Consider the following 18,284-nt stretch of genomic DNA (forward strand, 5'->3'; position numbering starts at 1 on the left):
CTGCGACGGTGTCGTCCGATCCCTACTGGCAGGGCAGCATGGGCCTGGCGATCCCGTACCAGGCCTCGCTCGGCAAGTTCGACCCGGCCAAGGAGCCGCCGGAGCACCGTGAATTCTACGGCAAGGCGATCGTGGTGACGAAGGACAATGTCGACGAATTCATCAAGACCAACATCGCGGCCGAACCGGTGATCGACTACACCGACCTCTGGGGCCGGGTGACCGGCCCCAGAGGTCGGTGTAGTCGATCACCGGTTCGGCCGCGATGTTGGTCTTGATGAACTCGTCGACATTGTCCTTCGTCACGACGATAGCCTTGCCGTAGAATTCACGGTGCTCCGGCGGCTCCTTGGCCGGGTCGAACTTGCCGAGCGAGGCTTGGTACGGGATCGCCAGGCCCATGCTGCCCTGCCAGTAGGGATCGGACGATACCGTCGCGGCGAATTCGCCGGACTTCACGCCGTCCACCGCCGACTTGATGCCGTCGATGCCGGTGACCGGCACCTTGCCGGCCAGGCCTTCGGCCCGCAGCGCCTCGAGCGCGCCGACGCCCATGTCGTCATTGGCCGCCCAGACGCCGGTGATGCCGTCGCCGAAGCGGGTCAGCCAGGCGGCGACCACGTCATAGGCCTTGGTCGACTGCCAGTCGGCGACCTGGAAATCCAGCAGCTTCACGTCGGGGTGGGCGGCGATCACCTTGTCCAGCCCGGCCTTGCGGGCGATGGCAACGGTGTTCGACAGGATGCCGCCCAAGGCGACGATGCCGCCCTTGCCGCCCATCGACTTGATCAGCGCTTCCGCCGTCTCGGCGCCATAGCGCTCGCCGTCGAAGGTGACGAAGGACGTGTAGTACGGATTGTGGTCCCAGGGGTGCAGGTCGGCCGGCTTGTTCCACTGCGACATCACATAGACCTTCGCGGCAGCGCAGGCCTCGACGATCGGCCGGGCGTCGGCCGAATCGTTCGGGTCGAGGTTCAGCACCATGTTGCCGCCGGTCTTGGCCAGGATGGCGCGGATGTCGGCCAAGCCCTTTTCGCTGTCGCCTTCGGTCACCAGCGTGACCAGGTCCAGGCCCATGGCCTTGGCATAGGTCTCGGAGCCCTTGCTCCAGGCCGCGTGATAGGGATTCGACAGGGACCGGATCGAGGTGACCAAGGTCGGCTTGTCGGCGGCGAAGCCCCGCCGTGAGAAACCGGCAGGAGCCGCCAGGCCGACGCCGAGGACGGCCGCGCCCTTGAGGGCCCCGCGCCGGGTCAGGGTCATGCCGAGAGGAGTGCGCACATCTTTCATGTTCGTCTCTCCCTGAAGAATGTTTTTACGTTGACTAGCTATGCACCAGTAATGACTAGCTATGCATCGACAGTTTCCGGCGTCAACCGGAAAAATGTCGTACCAATGGGGAACACCGGAGTCGCAGCCCTGCGACCCAATGTGCGAGATGGGAGGAAGACGATGCGTGCCTTGGTCCTGGAGCGTCAGAGAGAGCTGTCGCTGCGCGAGATCGACCTGCCCCGGACGCTCGGGCCGGGCGATGTCCGGATCAAGATCGACACCGTCGGCGTCTGCGGCAGCGACGTGCACTACTACACCCATGGCCGGATCGGGCCGTTCGTGGTCAACGCCCCGATGGTGCTGGGCCATGAGGCCGCGGGCACGGTGATCGAGGCCGGCCCCGGCGTCACCGGCCTGAAGATCGGCGACCGGGTGTGCATGGAGCCGGGCATCCCCGATTTGACCTCCAAGGCCTCCAAGCTCGGCCTCTACAACGTCGATCCCAGCGTCGTGTTCTGGGCGACGCCGCCGGTGCATGGCTGCCTGACGCCCGAGGTGGTGCACCCCGCCGGCTTCACCTTCAAGCTGCCGGACAATGTCTCCTTCGCCGAAGGCGCGATGGTCGAACCCTTCGCCGTCGGCCTGCAGGCGGCGGTGAAGGCGCGGATCCAGCCGGGCGATTTCGCCGTGGTGATCGGCGCCGGCCCGATCGGCATCATGGCCGCCCTGGCGGCCCTGGCCGGCGGCTGCAGCCGGGTGCTGATCTCCGACCTGCTGCCGGAGAAGCTGGCGATCGCCGAGCGCTATCCCGGCATCAGCAGCGTCAACATCCGCGAGACCAAGCTGGCCGACGCGGTGGCCGCGGCGACCGACGGTTGGGGCGCCGACGTGGTGTTCGAGGCCAGCGGCAGCCCCCGCGCCTATCCCGGCATCTTCGACGTCGTGCGCCCCGGCGGCTGCCTGGTGGTGATCGGCATGCCGGTCGAGCCGGTGGCGGTCGACCTGGTTGCCGCCGCGGCCAAGGAGGTGCGAATCGAGACCGTGTTCCGCTACGCCAATGTCTATGACCGGGCCATCGCCATGATCGCGTCCGGCAAGGTCGACCTGAAGCCGCTGATCTCCCACACCTACGGCTTCGAGGACAGCATCACCGCCTTCGAACGGGCGGCCGAGGGCCGGCCGGCCGACGTCAAGCTGCAGATCAAGCTTTGACCCGGTCACTCTCGTTGCGGTCGCGATGAATCGCCCGAAGCGATACGCGTCATCCACCGATGTCGCCCGGCTGGCCGGGGTGTCGCAATCCGCGGTGTCCCGGACCTACCAGCCGGGCGCCAGCGTGTCGGCGGAGACGCGGGCCAAGGTCCTGGCCGCCGCCCAGCAGCTGGATTACCGGCCCAGCATGATCCCGCGGATCATGCTGACCCACCGGTCCAACCTGGTCGCGCTGGTCATCGGCGGCATGTACAACCCGTTCTACGCGACGGTGCTGGAGCAGTTCACCATCAAGCTGCAGGCCGCCGGCTGGCAGGTGCTGCTGCTGCATGTCGACAGCGGCCATTCCTTCGATTCGGTGATTCCGCGCCTGGCCAGCTACCGGGTCGACGCGATCGTCAGCGCGCTGGCCGTGCTGACGCCGTCATCGGCGGAGGAGCTGGAGCGGTTCCGCATCCCGGTCGTGTCGTTCAACACGCCGGCCAAGAACGAATGGCTGTCCTCGGTCAGCTGCGACAACTGGGGCGCGGCACGGGTGGCGGCGGACCTGTTCGTGGCCCGCGGCGCCCGGCGCTTCGGCTATATCGCCGGCCCGGCCGGCAGCCCCGCCAATGAGGAGCGGCTGGGCGGCTTCCGCGAGAGGCTGCAGGAGCTCGGCCTGCCCGAACCGGCGGTGGTGGGCGGGCATTTCCGCTACGAGGGCGGCTATGCCTCGGCGGTGCAGATGTGCCGCGGCCCGGACCGGCCGGATGCGATCTTCTGCGCCAACGACCTGGTCGCGATCGGCGCGATCGACGCCCTGCGCAAGGAGCTGGGGCTGGCGGTGCCGAAGGACGTCATGATCGCCGGCTTCGACGACATCCCGGCCGCCGGCTATGCCGGCTACGACCTGACCACCTTCGTCCATGACGGCGCCCGCATGGTCGATGAATCGCTGAAGATCCTGCGCGCCGCCACCGCCGCCCCGCCCGAGCCGCACGCCGCGCATGTGGTGGTGCCGGCGATGCTGATCGAACGCGGCACCACCGCCCGCCGGATCTGACGGCTAAAGCCGTTCTGTGAACCGCAGCTCGTTGAGCCGCCGCTTCATGGTCTGGAAGCGCTGGAAATGCGCATCGTTGCGGCGCAGGGCCACGGCGGTCGACAGGATGTCGATCACGACCAGGGCGGCGATGCGCGAGATCGTCGGCGTGTAGATGTTGGTGTTGTCGAGCGTCTCGGCGATCAGCGCCACGTCGCAATAGGCGACCAGCGGCGAATCCGTGCCGGTCAGGGCGATCACCTTCGCCCCGTTCTCGCGCGCCGTGCGCGCCACCTCGATGATCGAGCGGGTCTTGCCGGTGTTGGAGATCACCACCGCGACATCGCCCGGCTGCATCATCGACGCCGCCATGATCTGCTGGTGGGAATCCAGCTCCGCCGAACAGGGCACGCCGAACAGCGGGAATTTCTGCTGCGCGTCGCGGGCGACGATGCCGGAGGCACCGAAGCCGAAGAAGGCGATCGACCGTGCCGTCTCCAGCACCTCGACCGCCCGTTCGATCGCCGCCTTGTCGAGATGGTGGCGGGCCCAGTCCAGGCTGGACAGGGTGTAGTCGAAGATCTTGTCGACCACCGTGCCCGGCGTGTCGGTGTCCAGCAGCACCGAATGCGTCGCCGGCAGGCCAAGCGCCAGGCTCTGCGCCAGGCGCAGCTTGAACTCCTGGTAGCCGGAGCAGCCGACGGCGACGGCGAAGCGGATCACGGTGGGTTGGCTGACATCGGCCAGCTGCGCCATCTCCGCCACCGTCGCGTTCAGCACGCTGGCGGGGTTGGCCAGAACGATATCTGCCACCTTGCGGTCCGATTTCCGCAGGTCGGGCCGCAGCGTCCGCACCACCTCGAGGATGTTGTGCGAGGCGGATCGCGTGGTCTCCGGCGTCTCTGTCTGCATGCCTTCCCGCCCCTTTGATCCGCCGAAGCTACGCCGGACACAGCCCGCATGCCACCGGCGTCCGGCCCCTACCCTTTCGCCACGGCGGCGGCGATCCGCGACAGCTCATCGAATTGCAGGCCGGCAGTCGCGATCGGGATGTGGAACACCTCCGCGATCACCTGGGTCCAGCCATGGATGAAGTAGATCCAGCCATCCTCGATCGTCAGACCACGCGCCGTCTGCTGCCGCCGCGCCTGGTCGAGAAAGACCAGGTCGCCGCGGTAGTTCAGGTCCCAGACCAGGCCCTGGTCCGGGAACACGGCCGCGTCGGTCAGCGGCGATCCCGGTGCATCCTTGCCCAGGCCGGTGGCGTTGATCACCACAGATCCCGGCTTTAGCCGCGCCACCACGGCATCGTTGTCGGCCGCGGCCGGCGCCAGCACATAATCGACCGGCTCGCCGGCCCCCATCTCGCCATGGATGCGCCGGATCTCGTCCAGCCGCGCCGGGCTGCGGTTCGAGACGATGATCCGCGACGGCCGGTCCGCCCCCCGCTTCGCCTGCATCATGTGCCAGGTCAGGGCGATGGTGGAGCCGCCGGCGCCGATCGAAAACAGCTCCGCCCCCGTCCGGGCGAAATGCCCCGCCGGGATGAAGGCGTCGAGGGCGAGGCCGGAGGAGATCGGGTCCTTGGCGTGGCAGACCAGCCGGCCGCCGGCCTTGGAGATGCAGCTGGTCTCGCCCATCAGCGCGGCATGCGGGTCGATCACGTCGAACAGGTCACGGCAGGCCTCGAACAGGTCGATCTTGTGCGTCGTCACCAGCGCGCCGAGCGAGAACGGGTCGTCGCGGATGAAGGTCACAGCCTCGCGGTAGGCGGCCGGGTCGGCGTGCAGCGGAAGGTCGATGCCCTGGATCACGGCGTCCTTGAGGCCCAGCGCCTGCGCCCAGGCCGGGAACACTTTCATGATCGAGCTTTTGCCGGTGGTGACGCCGATGAAATACAGCGTCGGCGGGGTCGCGGGCGAATAGACGGCCATGGCTCAACCCTCCTGCGAAGCGGCGGCGAACAGCGCGTCTATCTGCGCCTGCGGTCGCGGCCGGTAGCCGGGATTGTCGATGGCGATCCAGCCGCCGGCACCGTCGTCGACGATGCGCTGCCGCATGCCGCCGGCCCGTTCGATGATGCCGTAATCCTGGCCCGCATCGGCGGGGTAGCAGAAGGTCATCACCAGCTCGGTGTCGCCGACATTGACCGAGCGGTGGATCCAGTAAGGCGGTACGTAGCAGATGGTGCGCGGCGCGATCTCGACGATGCGGGTCTCGCCGGCCGGCGATTCCAGCAGCATCAGCCCGCGCCCGGCCTCGCCGGTGTAGATCTCCGGCCGGTCGGCCTTGGCGTGGATGTGGCCGCGGGTAAGGAAGAATTCGCGCCCGATCCGGCCTGGGATCATGCGGGTGACACCGAAGATCAGGTCGCCGGCGGCGGCGGAAGGGCGGAAATCCTGCACCTCGTACACGACCTGGTCGCCCAGCCGCGCCAGCGCCGCCTCATAGGCCGCGGTGTCGGCATACAGCCCCGACAGGTCGGCGAGCGTCTTGACGTAGCGCCCGGTGGATCCGGACAGCGCCCCGTCGGTCACGCCGATGACGCATCGCGCCGGCTCGCGCAGCTGCATGGCTCACTCCGATTTCGTATCAAAACTACGGACAGCGAATGAATGAGCCAACTCTGATGCCGTTTCAAGCATCCACATGAGCATTCATCACCAGAATCGGATTGACCATCGGTCCATTCGGTACTTTAACTACCAAACTGGGTCGGAACAGGCCCGAAGACCAAAGGGGAGGATCCGGATGTTCAAGACCGTGTTGACGGGGTGCGTGGCGGCGACCGCCCTCCTGATCGGCACCGCCCAGGCGGCGGATTGCATGGTCGGCATCTCGATGAAGACGCTGAACGCACCCTATTTCGCGGCGCAGGAGGCCGCGGCCAAGGACCAGGCCGCCAAGGCCGGCTGCCAGGTGACCACGGCCGACGCCCAGAACGACATGGGCAAGCAGATCGGCGACGTCGAGGATATGGTGTCCAAGGGCGTTACCCTGCTGATCATCAATGCGGCCGACCCGCAGGGGCTGATCCCCGCCATCAACGCCGCGGCCTCGGCCGGGGTGAAGGTGGTGGCAATTGACAGCACGGTCGACCCCAAGGCCAAGTTCATCACCCTGATCCAGTCCTCGAACGACCAGAACGGCTTCCAGGTCGGCCAGTGGCTCGCGCAGGCGGCCAAGGGCAAGGATCTGAAGATCGCCCTGATCTCCGGCGACAAGGGCAATGTCGTGGGGCAGGAGCGCCGGCTGGGCGTGTTCCGCGGCCTGGTCGAGGGCCAGCTGGTCCATGACGGCAAGGTCGGCTTCACCGTGGTCGGCCAGGGCTGGGGCGGCTGGACGCATGAGGGCGGGCTGAAGGCGATGGAGGATCTGCTGGTCGCCCACCCCGATATCAACGTCGTCCTGGGCGAGAACGATTCGATGGTGCTGGGCGCGCGCAAGGCGCTGGAGGCCGCGGGCAAGCTGAACGACGTGATGCTGCTGGCCGCCGCCGACGGGCAGAAGGAGGCGCTGCAGCTGATCCAGGAGGGCCAGTACGGCGCCACCGGTCTGAACGACCCCGACCTGATCGCGCGCACCGCGGTGGATGTCGGCATGAAGGCGCTGGACGGGTCGCTGCCCGCCGACTTCCCCAGGATCGACCTCACCACGCCGTCGGCCATCACCAAGGACAACGTGGCCAAGTACTACCGGCCCGATGCTGTGTTCTGATCCCGTTGCCTTCTGATCGAGACGGGGGGCGGATCGCCGCCCCCTTCCCCCGCGCATCGGCAGAAAGGGGCGCCATGCCCAGCCTGGTCGATCTGCAGGCCATCACCAAATCCTACGGCGGCGTCCAGGCCCTGAAGGGCGTGGACTTCACCATCGAGCCCGGCGAGGTCCATGCCCTGCTGGGCGAGAACGGCGCCGGCAAGTCGACGCTGATGCGCGTGCTGGGCGGCGAGACGCAGCCGGATTCGGGCACCGTGCGGATCGACGGCGCGCCGGTGCAGTTCGCCGGCCCGCGCGAGGCGCTGGAGCGCGGCATCGCCGTGATCCACCAGGAGCTGGCGGTGGCGCCCGATCTGTCGGTCGCCGAGAACATCTTTCTGCGTGAGCTGCCCGGCGTCATCGCCTGGCCGAAGCTGAACCGCCGCGCCCGCGCCCTGATCGACCGGCTGGGCTTCGACATCGAGCCGCACCGCCTGGTCGGCGACCTGGCCGTGGCGCACCAGCAGGTGGTCGAGATCGCCAAGGCGCTGTCGCGCGACGTCAAGGTCATCGTTTTCGATGAGCCGACCGCGGTGCTGTCGACCCGCGACGCCGAACGGCTGCACCGGATCATCGCCGACCTGCGCGGCGCCGGCGTCGGCATCGTCTACATCTCGCACCGGCTGGAGGAGGTGTTCCGCATCGCCGACCGCATGACGGTGATGAAGGACGGCCGCACCGTCGGCACGGTCACGCCTGCGGAGGCCGGCGTCGACGACGTCATCCGCATGATGGTCGGCCGTCCCTTGTCGGCGATGTTCGCGGACAAGACCCGCCGCCGGCCGGGGGCCGAGGTGCTGCGGGTCGAGAACCTGCGATCCGGCACCCGCGTGCGTGGCGTCAGCTTCGCCGTGCGCGCGGGCGAGGTGCTGGGCCTCGGCGGGCTGGTCGGGTCCGGCCGCACCGAGGTCGCCCGGCTGATCTTCGGTGCCGACCGGCGCGACGGCGGCGAGATCTTCCGCAACGGCCGCAAGGTCGCCATCCGCAGCCCGCTCGACGCCGTCGGCGCCGGCATCGGGCTGGTGCCGGAGGATCGCAAGGGCCAGGGCGTCATCCTGGGCATGTCGATCCGGGTCAACGCCACCATGGCGCGGCTGAAGCCGGTGGTGAACCCGCTGGGCTTCATCCGCCGCGCCGGCGAGAAGCACACCGTCGGCAGCCTGGCCGACAGCCTGCGGGTCAAGGCCGCCAGCATCGAGGCGCCGGTGTCCAGCCTGTCCGGCGGCAACCAGCAGAAGGTGGTGCTGGCCAAGTGGTTCCATGTCGGCGGCGAGGTCATCATCCTCGACGAGCCGACCCGCGGCGTCGATGTCGGCGCCAAGGCCGAGATCTATGCCCTGATCGAACGCATGGCGGCCGAGGGCAAGGCGGTGATCGTGATCTCGTCCGAGCACCAGGAGCTGTTCGGCCTGTGCGACCGCGTGCTGGTGATGGGCGAAGGCGAGATCCGCGGCGAGCTGCCGCCGGAACGCTACAGCGAGGAAAACCTGCTGTCGCTGGCGATGACCCGCCGCGACGGCGACCGGACAATGGTGGGCTGATCCATGACCACGACAGTCGCTTCGGCGCAGGACACGGCGCGCCGCCGCATCGATATCGGCGAGTTGTTCCACCGCTACGGCACCTTCTGCATCTTCGTGCTGCTGATCATCGGCGCCCATTTCATGTCGCCGGCGTTCCTGAGCGAACGGAACATCATGAACGTGCTGCGCCAGATCTCCGGCACCGGGATCATGGCGGTCGGCATGCTGCTGGTGATCCTGACCCGCGGCATCGACCTGTCGGTCGGGTCGGTCGCGGCGCTGGGCAGCGTGCTGTCCGCCGTCCTGGTCGCCACCTGGTCGCCGGGGGCGTCGACGGCGCTGACCGTCCTGGCCGGCGCCGGCTGCGGCCTGGTCACCGGCATCCTGGTTGCCTATCTCCGCCTGCCCGCCTTCGTCATGACCCTGGCGATGATGACCGCGGCGCGCGGCCTGTCGCTGATCATCTCGAACGGCCAGCCGATCCTGCTGGCCGACAGCGGCCAGGCCTTCACCGATTTCGGCGCCGGCTTCCTGTTCGGCGTGCCTCAGCCGGTGATCCTGATGTTCGCCGTCTTCATCGTCGGCGGCGTGCTGCTGGCCTTCACCAAATTCGGCCGCATCGTCAAGGCGATCGGATCGAACGAGGAGGCGGTGCGCCTGTCCGGCCTGGCCGTGCCGCGCTACATCTGCGCCGTCTACGTCATCTCCGGCGCCCTCGCCGCCCTGGCCGGCATCATCTCCACCGCCCGTGCGGGCGTGGGCTCGGCCCAGGTCGGCGTCGGGGCCGAACTGGCGGTGATCGCGGCGGTGGTGATCGGCGGCGCCAGCCTGATGGGCGGGCGCGGCGGGGTCATCAACACCCTGCTCGGCGCGCTGGTCATGGGCGTGATCGGCAACATCATGAATCTCGCCAACGTGCCGGGCTATCATCAGCAGGTCCTGATGGGCGCCATCATCGTGCTTGCCGTGCTGCTGCAGCACGGCACGCGGTGGCTGCGCCGCCATTAGGCCCCTGCCGCTCGGATTCATGATGACCAATCAAGACCTCTATCTCTCGATCGATGTCGGCACCGGCAGCGCCCGGGCCGCGCTGGTCGATGCCGGCGGCCGGATCCTGACCATCGCGGCCCGGGAATACGACCAGATCGTCCCGGCCTTCGGCTGGTCGGAACAGCGGCCGGCCGATTGGTGGGCCGGCGTCACCGAATCGGTCCGCACCGTGCTGGACCGGGTCGATGGCGCCCGCGGCCGGAGCGTCGCCATCTGTGCCTGCGGCCAGATGCACGGCACGGTGCTGGTCGACGCCAACGGCGCCCTGACCCGCGACACCGTCCCGCTGTGGAACGACAAGCGCACGCTGGACCTGGTCACGGCGTTCGAGCGCAGCCACGACCCGAAGGACTATCTGGCCGAAAGCGGCAACCCGCCGACCCCGGCCTGGCCGGCGTTCAAGCTGGCCTGGATCCGCGACCACGACCCGAAGGCCTACCGGGCCGCGGCCGCGGTGATGATGCCGAAGGACTACGTCAATTTCCGCCTGACCGGCGAGATCGCGATGGAGGCGACGGAGGGGTCCTGCAGCTTCCTGATGAACCCGGCGACGCGCGACTGGTCCCCCGCCATGGTTGATATGATGGGGCTGGATGCGGCCAAGCTGCCACGGCTGCGATCACCGCTGGAAATCCTGGGCGGGGTCACGGCTGCCGCTTCCGTCGAGACCGGCCTGGCCGAGGGCACGCCGGTGCTGGTCGGCGGCGCCGATTATCCGGTGGCGCTGCTGGGATCGGGCGCCTGCCGCCCAGGCCTGGGATCCGACGTCACCGGCACCTCCTCGATCATCACCCTGATCACCGAGGCGCCGCTGCTGGACCCGGAGATTTCCAACGTCGCCACCATCGAGGGCGGCTGGGGACCGTTCGTGCTGCTGGAAACCGGCGGCGACGCCATGCGCTGGGCCCGCCGCGCCTTCCATGAGGGCGCGCTGGGCTACCCTGAAATCGTCGCCAAGGCGGCCGAAGCCGCGCCGGGTGCCCAGGGCCTGCTGTTCGTGCCCTACCTGACCGGCGAGCGGCTGGGCGCCCACCGCAATGCCCGGGCGCAGTTCTTCGGCCTCGGCGCCGGGCACGGCCTGGCCGAGCTGCACCGGGCCGTGCTGGAGGGCGTGGCCTTCGCCGTCACCCGCCACATCCGGGTGATGGAGGCGGCGTCGGGCCGGCCGCTCGACCGCGTCATCGCCTCCGGCGGCGGCGCCAAGACCGAGCTGTGGCTGAAGATCAAGGCCAGCGCCTATGGCATCCCGATCCTGGTGCCGGAGGAGGCGGAATGCGGCGTGGTGGGCTGCGCCGCCATGGTCGCCGCCGCCACCGGCCGCTTCGGCACGGTGCAGGATGCGGCCGAGGCCTTCGTCCGCTACGGCGCCGAGATCCCGCCGGACCCTGCATGGGCCGACCGCTACATCAGGATGCAGCCGGTGTTCGACAAGCTCTATCACCACAGCCAGGCGCTGTACGACGACCTGGACCGCATCGCGCAATGACGACCGGGCGGCGAGACCGCCCGCAGGAGCCTTCCATCATGATCATCGGCGCCCGCTTCCCCGGCCGCTACCTGCAGGGTCCCGGCATCGTCGCCCGGCTGGGCCAGGAACTGGCCGGCTTCGGAGCCAAGGCGATCATCGTGCTCGACCGCGGCGTCTACGACCTGCTGGCCGACGCCATCCGCGCGGCCTGCGACGGCCATCTCGCGGTCGAGCTGATCCGCCATGGCGGCGAATGCTCGAAGGACGAGATCGCGTCGGTGACCGCGGCGGCCAGGGCGTCGGGCGCCCGCGTCGTGCTCGGCGCCGGCGGCGGCAAGGCGCTGGACACCGCCAAGGCGGCGGCACACGAGGCCGGGATCGCCTGCGTGGTGATGCCGACCATCGCCGCGTCGGACGCGCCCTGCAGCGCCCTGGCCGTGGTCTACAAGCCGGACGGGTCGGTCGACCACGACTACTTCCTGCCGCGCAACCCGGACCTGGTGATCGTCGACACCGAGATCGTGGCCCGCGCCCCGGCCCGCTTCCTGGCCGCCGGCATCGGCGATGCGCTGGCGACCTTCTACGAGGCCGAGGCCTGCCGCCGCAGCGGCGCGCTGAACTGCCTGGGCTTGCGCGGCGTGCCCCTGGCCTATGAGATCGCCCGGATCTGCCGCGACACCGTGTTCGAATTCGGCGTGGCCGCCCTGGCCGAATGCGACGCCAAGGTCCCCGGCCCGGCCTTCGAGCGGATCGTCGAGGCCAACATCCTGCTGAGCGGCCTGGGCTTCGAATCCGGCGGTGTCGCCGGCGCCCATGCCATCCATCACGGGCTGTCGGAGCTGGACGAGGTGCACCACCATCTGCATGGCGAGAAGGTCGCGATCGGCGTGCTGGCGGAGCTGAAGCTGCAGGGCGTGCCGGAGGACGAATACGCCAGGGTCCGCGACTTCTGCGCCGCGGTCCGGCTGCCGACCCGGCTGGCCGATATCGGCATCACCGACGCCACCGAGGCCAAGCTGCGCATCATTGCCGAACGCGCCTGCCGGCCCGGCGAGATCATGCACAACGAGGCGATGCCGGTGACCGCGGACAGGGTCGTGCAGGTCCTGCGCGAACTGGTGTGACACAGAGAATCGGGGAGACCACCGTGGACGAAATCAAGGCGACCTTCCGGCCGGATTTGTATGCCGGCAAGCGCGTGCTGGTGTCCGGCGCCTCCAGCGGCATCGGCCTGGCCGTGGCCCGCGGCTTCCGCGATGTCGGGGCTGCGGTGATCGCCACCGGCCGCTCCGCAGCCAAGCTGGCGGCGGCGCGGGCCGACGGCCGCAACGAAGGCATCCGCTTCGAGACGCTGGATGTGCGCGTGCCCGCGGCGATCACCACCTTCGTCGGCGCCTTGCCCGGGCTGGATGTCCTGGTCAATGCCGCCGGCATCGCCCGGCCGGTGGCGGAGTTCACCGACGAGACCTATCTCGAGGTGATCGACGTCAACCTGAACAGCGTCATGCGCCTGTCGATGGCGGCGCGGCCGCATCTGGCGGCCAGCCGCGGGTCGATCATCAACTTCGCCTCGATGCTGAGCTACCTCGCCGACGCCACGGTCCCGGCCTATGGCGCCAGCAAGGCCGGCGTGGTCGGGCTGACCCGGCAGTTGGCCCATGCCTTCGGGCCGGAGGGCATCCGGGTCAACGCCATCTCGCCGGGCTATCACCGCACCGACATGACCAAGGCGCTGTGGGACGACCCGGAGCCGGCGGCCCGCATCGCCGCGCGTTCGGCGCTGAAGCGCTGGGGCGAGGCCGAGGATCTGGTCGGCACCGCCCTGTTCCTGGCCTCCCCCGCCGCCGCCTTCCTGACCGGCGCCGACCTGCCGGTAGATGGCGGCTACGTGACGGGCTGAGACCTCAGGCCACGGCATCCCAGACCGGGGCCAGGCCGTCCGGGCTGACCAGGCGGCCATCCGGCCGGGCCAAAGCGTGGATCGCGGCCATCTCGTCATCCGACAGCGCGAAATCGAAGATCGCCAGGTTGGCGGCGGCCCGCGCTTCGCTGACCGTCTTCGACAGGGCGACGACGCCCTGCTGCTGCACCAGCCAGCGCAGCACCACCTGGGCCTCGGTCTTGCCATGGCCGGCGCCGATCGCCTTGATGACGGGGTCGCCGATCACCTTGCCGTCGGCCATGCCGTAATAGGCGGTGACGCTCATCCCCACCTTGCGGGCGGCGGCCAGCACCGGCGACTGGTCGAGGTAGGGATGGTATTCGACCTGGTTGGTGACCAGCGGTGCCGGGCTCAGCGACGCGGCCTCGGCCATCAGCGCCGTCGACATGTTGCTGATGCCGACATGGCGCACCTTGCCGGCCGCCTTGACCTCGTTCAGCGCGCCGATCTGCTCGGCCAGCGGCACCTGCGCGTTCGGCCAGTGCAGCAGCAGCAGGTCGACATAGTCGGTGCGCAGCTTCTTCAGGCTCTCGTCGACCGAGCGCAGGAACGCCTCGTGCCGGTAGTTCGCGACCCAGACCTTGGTGGTGAGGAAGACGTCGTTGCGGGCGACGCCCGATGTGGCCAGCCCTTCGCCGACCTGCGCCTCGTTGTCATAGATCTGCGCCGTGTCGATGTGGCGGTAGCCCAGCGACAGCACGTGCCGGACCATGCGGATGGTGTCCGGCCCGTTCATGCGGAAGGTGCCGAAGCCGAGTGCCGGGATCTCGGCGCCGTTTGCCGTGACGAGGGGAGTGGTCATGTCGGTGTCCTGTCGAGCGGTTCGTGTTGGACGCAATGTGGCCAGGAGCGGCGACGGCGATAATCCGGCCGGTCAGATCATGACCTGTGAAGCCAGTTCACAGATGGTTGTCCGTCCCCGCGGCTTCCCACAGCGGCCCCCTGCCCTCATCTTCTCGGCATCACTGAAAGTGAGAGCATGGGCATGACCATCTTCCTGACCGGCGCCGGCGGCTTCATCGGCGGGGCCATCGCCGCCCGGCTGATAGCGTCGGGCCATCGCATCCGCGGGCTGGTGCGGACGCCGGAGAAGGCGGCGCTGCTGCAGGCGCGCGGCATCGAGCCGGTGCTCGGCGACCTCTCGGACACCGCCCTGCTGGCCCGCGAGGCCAAGACGGCGGACGCCGTCATCAACGCCGCCAATTCGGACGACCGGGCCGCGGTCGAGGCCGTGCTCGACGCGCTGGCCGGGTCGGGCAAGCCGTTCCTGCACACCAGCGGCAGCAGCATCGTCGCCGACGACGCCCGCGGCGACTGGGCCTCCGACCGCGTCTATGACGAGGACACGCCGGTCGAGCCGGTCCCCGGCAAGGCCGCGCGCGTCGCCATCGACCGGCTGATCGTGGACGCCGCCGGCCGCGGCGTGCGCTCTGCCGTGCTGTGCAACACCCTGATCTACGGCACCACCCCCGGGCTGGCGGCGGAGAGCGTGCAGATCCCGACCCTGGTGGCCCAGGCGCGGCAGACCGGCATTGTCCGCCATGTCGGGCGCGGGCTGAACATCTGGTCGAACGTGCATGTCGACGACGTCGCCGGCCTCTACGCCCTGGCCCTCGACCGCGCCCCGGCCGGCGCCTTTTACTATGTCGAGAATGGCCAAGCGTCCTTCGCCGAGGCCACCGCCGCCATCGCCCGGCGCCTCGGCCTCGGCGCACCACAGGACTGGCCGGCCGACGACGCTATCGCGGCCCTGGGCTTCGGCAAGGCCGTCTATTCCCTCGGTTCCAACAGCCGGGTGCGTGGCAAGCGGGCCCGGGCGGAGTTGGGCTGGGCGCCGAAACACGCCTCGCTGACCGGCTGGATCGAAACCGAGATGCAGGTGGGCTGAGTTACGTGATCCAGGGTTTCAGCGGCGCCGTCGCGACATAGACATTCTTGAAGGCGCAGTATTCGTCGAAGCCGTGGCGTCCCAGCTCGCGGCCCAAACCGCTTTGCTTCTGGCCGCCGATGGCGATTTCCGGGGCGCCGTCGCCGGTGGTGTTGATCCAGGTCCGCCCCGGCCGGATCGCCCGGATGGTGGTCAGGGCCCGGTTCAGGTCGCGGGTCCAGACGCTGGCCGACAGGCCGTAGGGCGTGTCGTTGGCCAGCGCCAGCGCCTGCTCCGGCGTGTCGAAGGGCAGCACCGACAGCACCGGCCCGAAGATCTCGTCGCGGGCGATCGCCATGTCGGGCGTCACGCCGGTGAACACCGTCGGCGCATAGAAGCAGCCGCCCTGCCCCAGCCTGTCGCCGCCCAGCACCAGCCGGGCGCCGGCCTCGACGCCCTGCGCCACATAGGATTCGACCTTGGCCAGATGCGCGTCGTGGATCAGCGACCCGACCTTGGTCCGGTCGTCCAGCGGGTCGCCGATGGTGATATGGCCGGCCAGGGCGGTGATGCGGGCGACCAGATCGTCATGCACCTGCCGCTCGACGATCAGCCTGCTGCCGGAGATGCAGGCCTGGCCGGCACAGCCGAAGATGCTGCTGGCGATCTTCTGCGTCGCCTGGTCGAGATCGGCGTCCGCGAACACCACCTGCGGCCCCTTGCCGCCCAGCTCCAGCCCGACCCGCTTGACCGTGTCCGCTGCCAGCGCCCCGACCAGCTTGCCGACCCGGGCCGAGCCGGTGAAGGACAGCATGTCGGTGCGCGGATCCTCCGCCAGCATCTGGCCGGCCGGGTCGCCATAGCCGGTGACGACGTTCAACACGCCCGGCGGCACCCCGGCCTCCAGCGCCAGCTCGGCCAGCCGGATGGTAGAGCCGGAGGTGAATTCGCTCGGCTTCACCACCACGGTGCAGCCGGCGCCGAGCGCCCAGGGAATGCGTTCCGACCCGATCAGCAGCGGGAAGTTCCACGGCGTGACGATGCCGACCACCCCGACCGGGTCGCGCAGGATCAAGCCGAGACCCTGGGTCCCCAGGCCGTTCTGGGTCTCGCCCTCCAGCCCGCGTCCGGCACCGGCCGCGAAGGACCACAGGTCGGCGGAATAGGCCATCTCACCGCGCGACTGGCCGATCGCCTTGCCGACCTCCAGCGTCTCGATCGTCGCCAGCTCCTCCTGGTGCCGCAGGATCAGCTCGGCGACCCGGTGCAAAATGCGCGACCGCTCACCGCCGCTCATCCGCGGCCACGGCCCTTGGTCGAAAGCCTTCCGGGCGGCCTGCAGGGCGCGGTCGACATCCCTACGGCCGGCCCGCGGCCAGGTGGCGACGGTGACGCCGGGATGGGCCGGGCTGTCGCGCCGGATGGTCTCGCCGGAGGCAGCGTCGACCGCCTGCCCGTCGATCACCATGCGGTAGCGACGATCCTGCAGCAGCCGCGGATCATCCGGCCGCGGCGGCAGGAAATTCCGATGGGAGGAGACCCCGGCGGTGCCGATCGGTTCCGACAACTGGCCCAGCATCATCCGCGTCCCCACCCCGAAGTAACCATCCGGTTACGTCATCATGTCGGTCGAAGCCATTTCAAGCCGGGCCGCGGATCAGGCCTTCCGCATCAGGCCCAGGCTGAGCACGGCCAGCAGCACGCAGCCGATGCCCAGCATCGGGTTCAGGCCGACCGGCTCCCCCAGCAGCAGCGCCGCCAGCAGCACGGCCGACACCGGCGCGACCGCGGTGAACAAGGACGCTTCCGCACCGCTGACCCGGGCGGAGCCGGCATACCACAGCACGAAGCCGCCGACCGTGGGCACCAGGGCGTAGTAGACGATGGCGGCGACCGATCCCGTGGTGGCGCTGACGGTCCAGGGTGCCTCGAGCAGCGCCGGGCCGGCGGCCAGCAGCAGACCCAGCCCGGTCATGATGGTCGACAGCGCCAGCGGCGGGATGTCCACCCGCAGCCGCCGGTTGACCAGGATGAACAGGCCCTCGCACAGCACGGCCGCGAAGATCAGGGCATCGCCGATCAGGGAATGGGCGCCATCGTTGCCGGGCCGCAGCGCGATGGCGACGACGCCGGCCGCGGCCAGGGCGATCGCCACCAGCAGCGACCGCTGCGGCCGCTCCCCCAGCATCAGGATGGCGATGGCGGCCGAAACCACCGGCAACAGGCCGATGATGACGCCCGCATTGGTGGCCGAGGTGAAGCGCAGCCCGGTGATCAGCAGCGTGGTGTATCCGACGCTGCCAGCCCCCGCCTGCAGCAACAGCAGCGCCCCGTCCCGCCGCCCCAGCCGCGGCCAGGCCGTCCCGGTCAGCCGCATCAGCACCAGGAAGATCGGGAAGGCGACCGCGAAGCGCAGCGTCGTCGCGGTGAAGGGCGGCAGCCCCGCGGCCACCACCTTGCTGGCGATCACCGTGCTGCCGACCAGCGCCCTGGCCAGCGCCAGATAGGAATATCCCTGAACCCGCGGCGACATCGGCCGTCCCTCCCCTGCATCGAAGGCGGCAGGTAAGCCCGTTCGTGCAGGCCCCGTCTTGAACGGAATTGCAGGCGGATCAGTTCAGCGCAGCGGCGTAGCGGCCGGGCGAGACGCCGTATTGGCGGGTGAAGATCCGGGTCATGTGGCTCTGGTCGGCGAAGCCGCTGGCGGCGGCGGCCTCCGCCAGGGTGACGCCCTGCCCGATCAGGCGCCGCGCGGCATGGATGCGGCGCTGGACGAGATAGGCGTGCGGGGTCAGCCCCATGGCCCGGCTGAAGCCCCTGACCACCTGGAACCGACTCAAGCCACTCTCGCGCGCCAGGTCGGACAGCGAGATCGGCGCCGCCGGATCGTCATCTATCAGGCTGCGGGCACGGGAAATGGACCGGGGAATCGACGGCTGACCAGCGACAGCGCCCTGTTCGCACAGGCCATCGGCCAGCAGCAGCAGAAGCCGTTCTTCCTGCCGGATCCCGGCCGGCGCTTCGTCCGCGGTCACGGCGGAGAACAACCGGAGGAAGCGGTCGGCCAGGCCGGCGTCGCTCATCACCGGGTGGGAGAATTCGCGATATCCCGTCCGCCCGTCGGTGATGTCGTCGACGGCCGCCGCGATGACGTCGGGGTCGAAGTACAGCAT

18 protein-coding genes are annotated in these 18,284 nt (G+C 69.4%); 10 read left to right on the forward strand and 8 right to left on the reverse strand.

Features of this window, described 5'->3' with window-relative positions:
- Positions 1-278, forward strand: a 278-nt coding sequence (locus AC3XYG_RS27110; RefSeq protein ID WP_489142988.1) for a hypothetical protein, incomplete at its 5' end; no start/stop codon positions are given.
- On the opposite strand, the gene AC3XYG_RS27115 is transcribed toward AC3XYG_RS27110, so the two are convergent.
- Positions 163-1,290: a sugar ABC transporter substrate-binding protein gene (locus AC3XYG_RS27115; RefSeq protein WP_489142989.1), complete on the reverse strand. Its 1,128-nt coding sequence runs from the start codon at positions 1,288-1,290 to the stop codon at positions 163-165. The two genes, AC3XYG_RS27110 and AC3XYG_RS27115, sit on opposite strands and share 116 nt — an antisense overlap.
- 162 nt (positions 1,291-1,452) lie before the next feature.
- On the opposite strand from AC3XYG_RS27115, the gene AC3XYG_RS27120 reads away from it, so the two are divergent.
- On the forward strand, positions 1,453-2,484 hold the full coding sequence (locus tag AC3XYG_RS27120) for an NAD(P)-dependent alcohol dehydrogenase (protein WP_489142990.1): 1,032 nt from the start codon (positions 1,453-1,455) through the stop codon (positions 2,482-2,484).
- A gap of 25 nt (positions 2,485-2,509) precedes the next feature.
- Positions 2,510-3,526, forward strand: a complete 1,017-nt coding sequence (locus AC3XYG_RS27125; RefSeq protein ID WP_489142991.1) for a LacI family DNA-binding transcriptional regulator — start codon at positions 2,510-2,512, stop codon at positions 3,524-3,526.
- Between the two features lie 3 nt (positions 3,527-3,529).
- Here AC3XYG_RS27125 and AC3XYG_RS27130 read toward each other — a convergent pair whose 3' ends face one another.
- The 3 genes from AC3XYG_RS27130 to AC3XYG_RS27140 form a co-directional block, all read right to left on the reverse strand.
- A complete protein-coding gene (locus AC3XYG_RS27130; protein ID WP_489142992.1) occupies positions 3,530-4,417 on the reverse strand; it encodes an SIS domain-containing protein in 888 nt (295 codons plus the stop codon).
- Between the two features lie 68 nt (positions 4,418-4,485).
- A complete protein-coding gene (locus tag AC3XYG_RS27135; RefSeq protein WP_489142993.1) occupies positions 4,486-5,439 on the reverse strand; it encodes a shikimate dehydrogenase family protein in 954 nt (317 codons plus the stop codon).
- A gap of 3 nt (positions 5,440-5,442) precedes the next feature.
- Positions 5,443-6,078 carry a glucose-6-phosphate isomerase gene (locus AC3XYG_RS27140; RefSeq protein ID WP_489142994.1) on the reverse strand — a complete coding sequence of 212 codons (636 nt, stop codon included), beginning with the start codon at positions 6,076-6,078 and terminating at the stop codon, positions 5,443-5,445.
- 178 nt (positions 6,079-6,256) lie between these two features.
- On the opposite strand from AC3XYG_RS27140, the gene AC3XYG_RS27145 reads away from it, so the two are divergent.
- The 6 genes from AC3XYG_RS27145 (at position 6,257) to AC3XYG_RS27170 (ending at position 13,202) form a co-directional block, all read left to right on the forward strand.
- A complete protein-coding gene (locus tag AC3XYG_RS27145; protein WP_489142995.1) occupies positions 6,257-7,222 on the forward strand; it encodes a substrate-binding domain-containing protein in 966 nt (321 codons plus the stop codon).
- A gap of 74 nt (positions 7,223-7,296) precedes the next feature.
- Entirely contained in the window at positions 7,297-8,802 is a 1,506-nt protein-coding gene (locus tag AC3XYG_RS27150; protein ID WP_489142996.1) for a sugar ABC transporter ATP-binding protein, read from the forward strand.
- Between the two features lie 3 nt (positions 8,803-8,805).
- On the forward strand, positions 8,806-9,792 hold the full coding sequence (locus AC3XYG_RS27155) for an ABC transporter permease (RefSeq protein ID WP_489142997.1): 987 nt from the start codon (positions 8,806-8,808) through the stop codon (positions 9,790-9,792).
- Positions 9,793-9,811: 19 nt separating this feature from the next.
- Positions 9,812-11,320, forward strand: coding sequence for a xylulokinase (locus AC3XYG_RS27160; protein WP_489142998.1), 1,509 nt, complete (start codon positions 9,812-9,814; stop codon positions 11,318-11,320).
- A gap of 38 nt (positions 11,321-11,358) precedes the next feature.
- Positions 11,359-12,426, forward strand: a complete 1,068-nt coding sequence (locus AC3XYG_RS27165) for a glycerol dehydrogenase (RefSeq protein WP_489142999.1) — start codon at positions 11,359-11,361, stop codon at positions 12,424-12,426.
- A 23-nt stretch (positions 12,427-12,449) separates the two neighbouring features.
- Positions 12,450-13,202 carry an SDR family NAD(P)-dependent oxidoreductase gene (locus AC3XYG_RS27170; RefSeq protein WP_489143000.1) on the forward strand — a complete coding sequence of 251 codons (753 nt, stop codon included), beginning with the start codon at positions 12,450-12,452 and terminating at the stop codon, positions 13,200-13,202.
- A 4-nt stretch (positions 13,203-13,206) separates the two neighbouring features.
- Here AC3XYG_RS27170 and AC3XYG_RS27175 read toward each other — a convergent pair whose 3' ends face one another.
- Complete coding sequence (locus AC3XYG_RS27175; protein ID WP_489143001.1) at positions 13,207-14,046, reverse strand: aldo/keto reductase; 840 nt, start codon at positions 14,044-14,046, stop codon at positions 13,207-13,209.
- Between the two features lie 183 nt (positions 14,047-14,229).
- Between AC3XYG_RS27175 and AC3XYG_RS27180 the strand changes: the two genes are divergently transcribed.
- Positions 14,230-15,132: an NAD-dependent epimerase/dehydratase family protein gene (locus AC3XYG_RS27180; protein WP_489143002.1), complete on the forward strand. Its 903-nt coding sequence runs from the start codon at positions 14,230-14,232 to the stop codon at positions 15,130-15,132.
- Position 15,133: 1 nt separating this feature from the next.
- Here the strand turns inward: AC3XYG_RS27180 and AC3XYG_RS27185 are convergent, their stop codons facing one another.
- From AC3XYG_RS27185 to AC3XYG_RS27195, 3 genes are all read right to left on the reverse strand, one after another.
- Entirely contained in the window at positions 15,134-16,693 is a 1,560-nt protein-coding gene (locus tag AC3XYG_RS27185; protein WP_489143003.1) for an aldehyde dehydrogenase family protein, read from the reverse strand.
- Between the two features lie 75 nt (positions 16,694-16,768).
- Positions 16,769-17,644: a DMT family transporter gene (locus AC3XYG_RS27190; RefSeq protein WP_489143004.1), complete on the reverse strand. Its 876-nt coding sequence runs from the start codon at positions 17,642-17,644 to the stop codon at positions 16,769-16,771.
- A 79-nt stretch (positions 17,645-17,723) separates the two neighbouring features.
- On the reverse strand, positions 17,724-18,284 hold a 561-nt coding region (locus AC3XYG_RS27195; RefSeq protein WP_489143005.1), incomplete at its 5' end, for a helix-turn-helix transcriptional regulator.

The organism is Inquilinus sp., from assembly GCF_057815775.1.

Bases quoted from the DNA above. Each gene is read 5' to 3' on its own strand.
- AC3XYG_RS27120 (WP_489142990.1), top strand. From the start codon at position 1,453: ATGCGTGCCTTGGTCCTGGAGCGTCAGAGAGAGCTGTCGCTGCGCGAG.
- AC3XYG_RS27190 (WP_489143004.1), bottom strand. From the start codon at position 17,644: ATGTCGCCGCGGGTTCAGGGATATTCCTATCTGGCGCTGGCCAGGGCG.
- AC3XYG_RS27160 (WP_489142998.1), top strand. From the start codon at position 9,812: ATGATGACCAATCAAGACCTCTATCTCTCGATCGATGTCGGCACCGGC.
- AC3XYG_RS27140 (WP_489142994.1), bottom strand. From the start codon at position 6,078: ATGCAGCTGCGCGAGCCGGCGCGATGCGTCATCGGCGTGACCGACGGG.
- AC3XYG_RS27185 (WP_489143003.1), bottom strand. From the start codon at position 16,693: ATGATGCTGGGCCAGTTGTCGGAACCGATCGGCACCGCCGGGGTCTCC.
- AC3XYG_RS27150 (WP_489142996.1), top strand. From the start codon at position 7,297: ATGCCCAGCCTGGTCGATCTGCAGGCCATCACCAAATCCTACGGCGGC.
- AC3XYG_RS27175 (WP_489143001.1), bottom strand. From the start codon at position 14,046: ATGACCACTCCCCTCGTCACGGCAAACGGCGCCGAGATCCCGGCACTC.
- AC3XYG_RS27165 (WP_489142999.1), top strand. From the start codon at position 11,359: ATGATCATCGGCGCCCGCTTCCCCGGCCGCTACCTGCAGGGTCCCGGC.
- AC3XYG_RS27155 (WP_489142997.1), top strand. From the start codon at position 8,806: ATGACCACGACAGTCGCTTCGGCGCAGGACACGGCGCGCCGCCGCATC.
- AC3XYG_RS27145 (WP_489142995.1), top strand. From the start codon at position 6,257: ATGTTCAAGACCGTGTTGACGGGGTGCGTGGCGGCGACCGCCCTCCTG.
- AC3XYG_RS27180 (WP_489143002.1), top strand. From the start codon at position 14,230: ATGACCATCTTCCTGACCGGCGCCGGCGGCTTCATCGGCGGGGCCATC.
- AC3XYG_RS27115 (WP_489142989.1), bottom strand. From the start codon at position 1,290: ATGAAAGATGTGCGCACTCCTCTCGGCATGACCCTGACCCGGCGCGGG.
- AC3XYG_RS27125 (WP_489142991.1), top strand. From the start codon at position 2,510: ATGAATCGCCCGAAGCGATACGCGTCATCCACCGATGTCGCCCGGCTG.
- AC3XYG_RS27135 (WP_489142993.1), bottom strand. From the start codon at position 5,439: ATGGCCGTCTATTCGCCCGCGACCCCGCCGACGCTGTATTTCATCGGC.
- AC3XYG_RS27130 (WP_489142992.1), bottom strand. From the start codon at position 4,417: ATGCAGACAGAGACGCCGGAGACCACGCGATCCGCCTCGCACAACATC.